Raw genomic sequence first — 7,537 nt, forward strand, 5'->3', positions numbered from 1 at the left:
CGATCGGACGAGACGTCAGTCGGTGAAGACCTCGCCCCGCTCCGCCTTCTCCACCAGCAGCGCCGGCGGCTCGAAGCGCTCGCCGTACTTCTCCGCCAGCTCGCGCGCCCGCGCGACGAAGCCGGGGAGGCCGACCCCTACCCCGGCGCCGCCGTCGTAGCCGTTGATGTACTGGAGCACACCGCCCGTCCACGCCGGGAAGCCGATGCCCATGATCGAGCCGATGTTGGCGTCGGCGACCGAGGTGAGGACCTGCTCCTCCAGGCAGCGGACCGAGTCCAGCGCCTCCGAGAAGAGCATCCGCTCCTTCATGTCTTCGAAGGAGACGTCCGACGCGGCGCCGTCCCCGCCGAAGTGCTCGCGCAGCCCCGGCCACAGCCCGGCCCGCTTGCCGTTCTCGTCGTAGTCGTAGAAGCCCGCGCCGCCGCTGCGGCCGGTGCGGTCGAACTCGTCGACCATGCGGTCGATCACGGCCTCGGCCGGGTGCTCGAGCCAGGTGCCGCCCTCCAGCTCGATCGCCCGCCGGGTCTCGTTGCGGATCTTGCGGGGCAGGGTGAGGGTCAGCTCGTCCATCAGCGACAGCACCTTCGCCGGGTAGCCGGCCTGCGCCGCGGCCTGCTCGACGGACGCGGGCTCGACGCCCTCGCCGACCATCGCCACGCCCTCGTTGATGAACTGCCCGATGACCCGGGAGGTGAAGAAGCCGCGCGAGTCGTTGACCACGATCGGGGTCTTCTTGATCTGCCGGACCAGGTCGAAGGCGCGGGCCAGCGCCTCGTCGCCGCTGCGCTCGCCCTTGATGATCTCGACCAGCGGCATCTTGTCGACCGGCGAGAAGAAGTGCAGGCCGATGAAGTCGGCCGGGCGGGAGACGCCGTCGGCGAGCAGGGTGATCGGCAGCGTCGAGGTGTTGGAGCACAGCAGCGCGTCGGGCTCGACGATGTCCTGGATCTCCTTGAAGACCTTCTGCTTGAGCTCAGGGTTCTCGAAGACCGCCTCGATCACCGCGTCGCAGCCCGCCACGTCCGCCGGGTCGGCGGTCGGGGTGATGAGGGCCAGCAGGGCGTCGGCCTTCTCCTGGGTGGTGCGGCCCCTGGAGACGGCCTTGGCGCAGAGCTTCTCGGAGTACGCCTTGCCCTTCTCGGCGGCCTCGGCGGTGACGTCCTTGAGGACGACCTCGATGCCCGCGCGGGCGCAGGAGTACGCGATGCCGGCGCCCATCATGCCCGCGCCGAGGACTGCGACCTTGCGAACCGTCCGGGGCTCGACGCCCTTGGGGCGGCTGGCTCCGGAGTTGACGGCCTGCAGGTCGAAGAAGAAGGCCTGGATCATGTTCTTCGCCGTCTGGCCGGTGACCAGCTCGGTGAAGTACCGGGCCTCGATGGTGAGCGCGGTCTCGAAGTCGACCTGGGAGCCCTCGACCGCGGCGGCCAGGATGTTGCGCGGGGCCGGGTACGGGGCGCCGTTCAGCTGCTTCTTCAGGTTCGCCGGGAAGGCGGGCAGGTTGGCGGCGAAGCGCGGGTTGGACGGAGTGCCGCCGGGGATCTTGTAGCCGGGGACGTCCCACGGCTGCTGCGACTCGGGGTGGGCGTCGATGAACGCGCGGGCCTTGGCGATCATCTCCTCGGGCGTGGCGGCCAGTTCGTGCACCAGGCCGTTGTCGAGGGCGCGCTTCGGGTTGTACTGGGTGCCCTGCAGGAGGACCTTGAGCAGCGCGTCGGTGATGCCCATGAGGCGTACGGTGCGGGCGACGCCTCCGCCGCCCGGGAGCAGGCCGAGGGTTACCTCGGGCAGGCCGATCTTGGAGCCGGGCGCGTCGAGGGCGACGCGGTGGTGGCTGGCCAGGCAGATCTCGTAACCGCCGCCGAGGGCCGCGCCGTTGATCGCGGCGACGACGGGCTTGCCGAGGGTCTCGATCCGGCGCAGCGAGCGCTTGATGCCGGTGGCGGCGTCGAAGATCTGCTGGGCGTCCTCGGGACCGGCCTTGATCATGTCCTTGAGGTCGCCGCCGGCGAAGAAGGTCTTCTTGGCGGAGGTGTAGACGATGCCGCGGATCGAGTCCTTCTCGGCCTCGGCGCGGTCGGCGATCGCCGCGATGGAGTCCTTGAAAGCCTGGTTCATGGTGTTCGCGGACTGGTCGGGGTCGTCGAGGACGAGGGTGACGATCCCGGTCTCGTCCTGCTCCCAGCGGATCGTGGTGCTCTCAGTCATGTGGAGTGTCTCCGAAGAAGGTTCGAACAGGACGGACGGTCAGACGCGTTCGACGATCGTGGCGATGCCCATGCCGCCGCCGACGCACAGCGTGGCCAGGCCGTAGCGCTTGTCCTGGCGCTCCAGCTCGTCGATCAGGGTGCCGAGGATCATCGCGCCGGTCGCGCCGAGCGGGTGGCCGAGCGCGATCGCGCCGCCGTTGACGTTGACCTTGTCGAGGCTGATGCCCATGTCCTTGACGAAGCGCAGGACGACGCCGGCGAAGGCCTCGTTGATCTCGACCAGGTCGATGTCGTCCATGGTCAGCCCGGCCTTGGCGAGGACCTTGCGGGTCGCCGGGGCGGGGCCGGTGAGCATGATCGTCGGCTCGGAGCCGGAGACCGCGGCGGCGACGATCCGGGCGCGCGGGGTCAGCCCGTACCGCTCGCCGACCTCCTTCGAGCCGATGGCGACGAGGGACGCGCCGTCGACGATGCCGGAGGAGTTGCCCGCGTGGTGGACGTGGTCGATCTTCTCGACCCAGTGGTACTTCTGCAGCGCGACGGCGTCGAAGCCGCCGAGGTCGCCGATGTCCGCGAAGGACGGCTTGAGCCGGGCGAGCGAGTCGGCGGTGGTGCCGGGACGCATGAACTCGTCGTGGTCGAGGACGACGAGACCGTTGCGGTCGGTCACGGGCACGACGGAGCGGTCGAAGCGGCCGTCCTTCCAGGCCTCGGCGGCGCGCTCCTGGGACAGCGCGGCGTACTCGTCGACATCGCGCCGGGAGAATCCCTCGATGGTGGCGATGAGGTCGGCGCCGATGCCCTGCGGGACGAAGTTGACGTCGAAGTTGGTCATCGGGTCGGCGAACCAGGCGCCGCCGTCGGAGGCCATCGGGACGCGGGACATGGACTCCACGCCGCCCGCGAGGACCAGGTCCTCCCAACCGGAGCGGACCTTCATCGCGGCCATGTTGACGGCTTCGAGACCGGAGGCGCAGAAGCGGTTCTCCTGGACGCCGGCGACGGTGTCGGGCAGGCCCGCGGCGATGGCCGCGATCCGGGCGATGTCGGAGCCCTGGTCGCCGACCGGGCCGACGACGCCCAGGACGATGTCGTCGACGGCCGCCGGGTCGAGGTCCGGGAAGCGGTCACGGATCTCGTGGATGAGGCCGACGACCAGGTCGATCGGCTTGGTGCCGTGCAGGGAGCCGTTGGCCTTGCCGCGGCCGCGCGGGGTGCGGATCGCGTCGTACACGTACGCTTCGGTGCTCACGGGACGCCTTTCGGGAGTTTCGGGAGGCAGAGGGGGACGGGGAGGCGGAGGGGCTGGCGGTCAGCCGAGCAGGGAGCGGCCGATGATCTCCTTCATGATCTCGGTCGTGCCGCCGTAGATGGTCTGGATGCGGCCGTCCGTGAAGGCCCGGGCGACCGGGTACTCGGTCATGTACCCATAACCGCCGTGCAGCTGCAGGCAGCGGTCGGCGACCCGCTTCTGCAGCTCGGTGGCCCACCACTTGGCCATCGAGGCGTGCACATGATCGAGCTCGCCGTTCGCGTGGTCCTCGATGCAGCGGTCGAGGAAGGTGCGGGTGACGGCGCACTCGGTGGCCATCTCCGCGATCTCGAAGCGGATGTGCTGGAGCCGGGAGAGCGGCCGGCCGAAGGCCTCGCGCTCCTTGACGTACGCGGTGGTGATCTCCAGGAGGTGCTCGGCGGCGGCGATGCCTGCGACCGCGATGGCCATCCGCTCCTGCGCCAGGTTGGTCATCAGGTGGATGAACGCGCCGTTCAGCTCGCCGAGCAGGTTCTCCTTGGGGACCCGCACGTCCTTGAAGAACAGCTCGGCGGTGTCCTGGGACTTCTGCCCGATCTTGTCGAGGTTGCGGCCGCGCTCGAAGCCCTCCATGCCGCGCTCGACGACCAGCAGCGACAGGCCGTGCGCACCGCCCTCGGGGGTGGTCTTCGCGACGACGACCACCAGGTCGGCGAGGATGCCGTTGGAGATGAAGGTCTTGGAGCCGTTGAGCACCCAGTGGTCGCCGCGGTCCTCGGCGGCGGTGCGGATGCCCTGCAGGTCGGAGCCCGCGCCCGGCTCGGTCATGGCGATGGCGGTGATGGCCTCGCCGCTGCAGAAGCCGGGCAGCCAGCGGGCCTTCTGCTGGTCGGTGGCGAGCGAGGTCAGGTACGGGCCGATGATGTCGTTGTGCAGCCCGATCGCGAGACCGGGCGCGCCGGCCCGGGTGAACTCCTCGGACAGGACTGCGCTGTACCGGAAGTCGGCGTTGCCGCCGCCCCCGTACTCCTCCGGGACGGCGAGGCCGAGCAGGCCCTGGCGGCCGGCCGCGCGCCAGGCCTCGCGGGCGACGATGCCGTCCTTCTCCCACTGCTCGTAATGCGGCAGGACCTCCTTGGCGAGGAAGGTGCGGACGGTCTCGCGGAACGCCTCATGGTCGGCGGTGTAGATCTTTCGCTTCATTCGGCGGACTCCTGGGCGGCGGCGTCGGTGTGGTCGGCGAGCGAGGGAACGGACCAGTCGCGGGCGACGGCGGCGGTGTCCGCGCCGGGCATCGCGGGCCCGCTGCGCACGGCGGCGGGGGTCGCGGAGAAGCGCGGGGCAGGCGCGGGCTGGGTGAGACCGCCGTGCTCCACGAAGGTGCCTCGGGCCGCGAGATGCGGGTGCGCGGGGGCCTCGCGGAGCGAGAGGACGGGGGCGACGCAGGCGTCGGTCCCCTCGAAGACGGCGGTCCACTCGTCGCGGGTCCGGGTGCGGAAGCGGGCGGCGACGGCGTCCTTCAGCTCGCCCCAGCGGGCGAAGTCCTTGCGGGCGGGCGCGAGGTCCTCGATGCCGAGCAGGCGGACGAACTCGTCGTAGAACTGCTGCTCCAGGGCCCCGACCGCCATGTACCGGCCGTCGGCGGTCTCGTACGTGCCGTAGAAGGGGCAGCCGCCGTCCAGCAGGTTCACCCCGCGCCGGTCCTGCCAGCCGCCCGCCGCCACCATTCCGTGGATCATGGTGGCGAGGTGCGAGGTCCCGTCGACGATCGCGGCGTCGACGACTTGGCCGGTCCCGTGGGCGCGGGCGTGCTGGAGCGCTGCGAGGACGCCGACGACCAGGTAGAGCGAGCCACCCGCGTAGTCGCCGACGAGGTTGGCGGGGACGGTCGGCGGGCCGTCCGGGTCCGGGCCGATCATGCCGAGCGCGCCGGTGACGGCAATGTACGCGATGTCGTGGCCGGCGGTCGGGGCGAGCGGGCCGTCCTGGCCCCAGCCGGTCATCCGCCCGTAGACCAGTCGCGGGTTGCGGGCCAGGCACTCCTCGGGGCCGACGCCGAGGCGCTCGGCGACGCCGGGCCGGTAGCCCTCGACGAGGATGTCCGCGCGTTCGACCAGGTCGAGCACGGTCGCGGGGCCGCCCTCGGCCTTGAGGTCCACGAGGACGGAGCGCTTGTTGCGGTTGGTGAGGTCGTACGCCGGATCGACGCCGAGCCCCGCGCCGCCGGGGCGGTCCACGCGGACGACGTCGGCGCCGAGGTCGGCGAGGAGCATCGCGGCGAACGGGCCGGGGCCGATGCCCGCCAGTTCGACCACGCGCACGCCGGAGAGCGGCCCGTCGCCGCCGTTCGCTGTCGCTGCCATCAGGCCCCCAGGCTTTGTGACACAACTGATGTAACACCAGCGATGCTAGGAACGTGTTCCACTCCGCACAAGGGTCTACGCCGAGCAAGCGCTCAGAAATCTCTGGAGCCGGCCGGTCGGGGTCCGTCCCGGACACCGACCGGTCGGTGTCCGGGACCGCATGGATGCGGGACCACCCCGACGACCGCCGCCGACGGACCGCTAGGCTCCGCCTCCTATCGACCGCGCGGGGCGGGTCGCAGCGAAAGGCGAGGGCGAGGGCCGGATGGACACAGGGGACGGGACGGCGGCGGAGCGCGGCGGGCGGACATACGACGTCGTGCTCTTCGGAGCGACCGGATTCGTCGGCGAACTCACCGCGGAGTACCTGGCCGAGCACGCGCCCGACGACTGCCGCTGGGCGCTCGCCGGGCGCAGCCCCGCCAAGCTGGAGGCGGTGCGCGAGCGGCTCGCCGCCCGGTGGCCGCACTGCGCCGAGCTGCCGCTGCTGCGGGCCGACGCCGAGGACGCCGACTCGCTGCGCGAACTCGCCGAGTCCACGCGGGTGCTGGCCACCACCGTGGGTCCCTACGTCTGGTACGGCGACGGCCTGGTGGCCGCCTGCGCCGAGGCGGGCACGGACTATCTGGACCTGACCGGCGAGGCGGAGTTCGTCGACCGGACATACGTCCGGCACGACGCGCGGGCCCGCGAGACCGGCGCGCGGATCGTGCACGCCTGCGGCTTCGACTCGATGCCGTACGACCTGGGCGTGTACTACACGGTGCAGCAGCTGCCGGAGGACGTGCCGCTGCGGATCGACGGGTTCGTCCGCGCGGGCGCGATCTTCTCCGGCGGGACGTTCGCGTCCGCGCTCACCGCGATGGGACGCGGCCGGCAGATGCTGCGGGCCGCGCACGAGCGGCGGCTGCACGAGCCCCGGCTGGTCGGCCGCCGGGCCCGGACCCAGCTCGGCGGGCCCCGGTTCAGCGCCGAGACCGGCGCCTGGGCGCTGCCGATGCCCACGCTCGACCCGCAGGTCGTCGCACGCTCGGCGGCGGCGCTGCAGCGGTACGGCCCGGACTTCCGCTACCGCCAGTACGCCTCGGTCCGTACGCTGCCGATGGCACTGGGCGGCGCGGCCGTGGTCGGCGCGAGCGTGGGCGCGGCCCAACTCCCCCCGGTGCGGCGCTGGCTGATGAGCCGTTACGAGCCGGGCCAGGGTCCGAGCGCGGAGCGCCGGGCGCGCAGCTGGTTCACCGTCCGCTTCGTCGGCGAGGGCGGCGGCCGCCGCGTCTTCACCGAGGTCTCCGGCGGCGACCCGGGCTACGACGAGACGGCGAAGATGCTCGCCGAGGCCGCCCTCTCCCTCGCCTTCGACCCGCTGCCGAACACCTCGGGCCAGGTCACCACGGCGGTGGCCATGGGCGACGCGCTGATCGCCCGGCTGCGCGCGGCGGGCATCCGCTTCCGGGTGGCCGACGCGCGCTAGGTGTCTGACACACAGACACGGCCTAGGAGCCGGTCAGTTCCGATGGCGGACCAGGCAGAACGGGTGCCCGGCCGGGTCGGCGTAGACGCGCCAGGAACGGGCTGCGCCGCCGTCGTCGAGCAGGCTCGCGCCGAGGGCGAGCACCTCGGCGTGGGCGGCGTCCAGGTCGGCGACGTCCACGTCGAGGTGGATCTGTTGCGGGCGGGCGGCGTCGCCCCAGACCGGCGGCCGGTGGTCG

Annotated in this window: 6 protein-coding genes; 1 reads left to right on the plus strand and 5 read right to left on the minus strand. The window is 72.0% G+C overall.

Features of this window, described 5'->3' with window-relative positions:
- Positions 1–15 precede the first annotated feature (15 nt).
- The 4 genes from VIU94_RS01510 to VIU94_RS01525 are packed head-to-tail and all read right to left on the minus strand — an operon-like array spanning position 16 to position 5,828.
- Positions 16–2,211, minus strand: coding sequence for a 3-hydroxyacyl-CoA dehydrogenase NAD-binding domain-containing protein (locus tag VIU94_RS01510; protein WP_331906655.1), 2,196 nt, complete (start codon positions 2,209–2,211; stop codon positions 16–18).
- Between the two features lie 39 nt (positions 2,212–2,250).
- Positions 2,251–3,465 (minus strand): acetyl-CoA C-acetyltransferase, encoded by a 1,215-nt coding sequence (locus tag VIU94_RS01515; protein WP_331906657.1) that lies wholly within the window; start codon positions 3,463–3,465, stop codon positions 2,251–2,253.
- A gap of 60 nt (positions 3,466–3,525) precedes the next feature.
- Entirely contained in the window at positions 3,526–4,668 is a 1,143-nt protein-coding gene (locus VIU94_RS01520; RefSeq protein WP_331906659.1) for an acyl-CoA dehydrogenase family protein, read from the minus strand.
- The gene (locus tag VIU94_RS01525; protein ID WP_331906661.1) at positions 4,665–5,828 is read right to left on the minus strand and encodes a CaiB/BaiF CoA transferase family protein; all 1,164 of its coding nucleotides are present in this window, start codon (positions 5,826–5,828) and stop codon (positions 4,665–4,667) included. The genes VIU94_RS01520 and VIU94_RS01525 overlap by 4 nt, the downstream gene beginning before the upstream one ends.
- Before the next feature lie 265 nt (positions 5,829–6,093).
- Here VIU94_RS01525 and VIU94_RS01530 point away from each other — a divergent pair, with 265 nt between their 5' ends.
- The gene (locus VIU94_RS01530; RefSeq protein WP_331906663.1) at positions 6,094–7,299 is read left to right on the plus strand and encodes a saccharopine dehydrogenase family protein; all 1,206 of its coding nucleotides are present in this window, start codon (positions 6,094–6,096) and stop codon (positions 7,297–7,299) included.
- Between the two features lie 33 nt (positions 7,300–7,332).
- Here the strand turns inward: VIU94_RS01530 and VIU94_RS01535 are convergent.
- The coding region (locus VIU94_RS01535) for a VOC family protein (protein ID WP_331906665.1) at positions 7,333–7,537 on the minus strand (205 nt) is incomplete at its 5' end.

It is taken from the genome of Streptomyces sp. (assembly GCF_036566765.1).
In the GTDB taxonomy this organism is placed as follows: Bacteria; Actinomycetota; Actinomycetes; order Streptomycetales; family Streptomycetaceae; genus Streptomyces.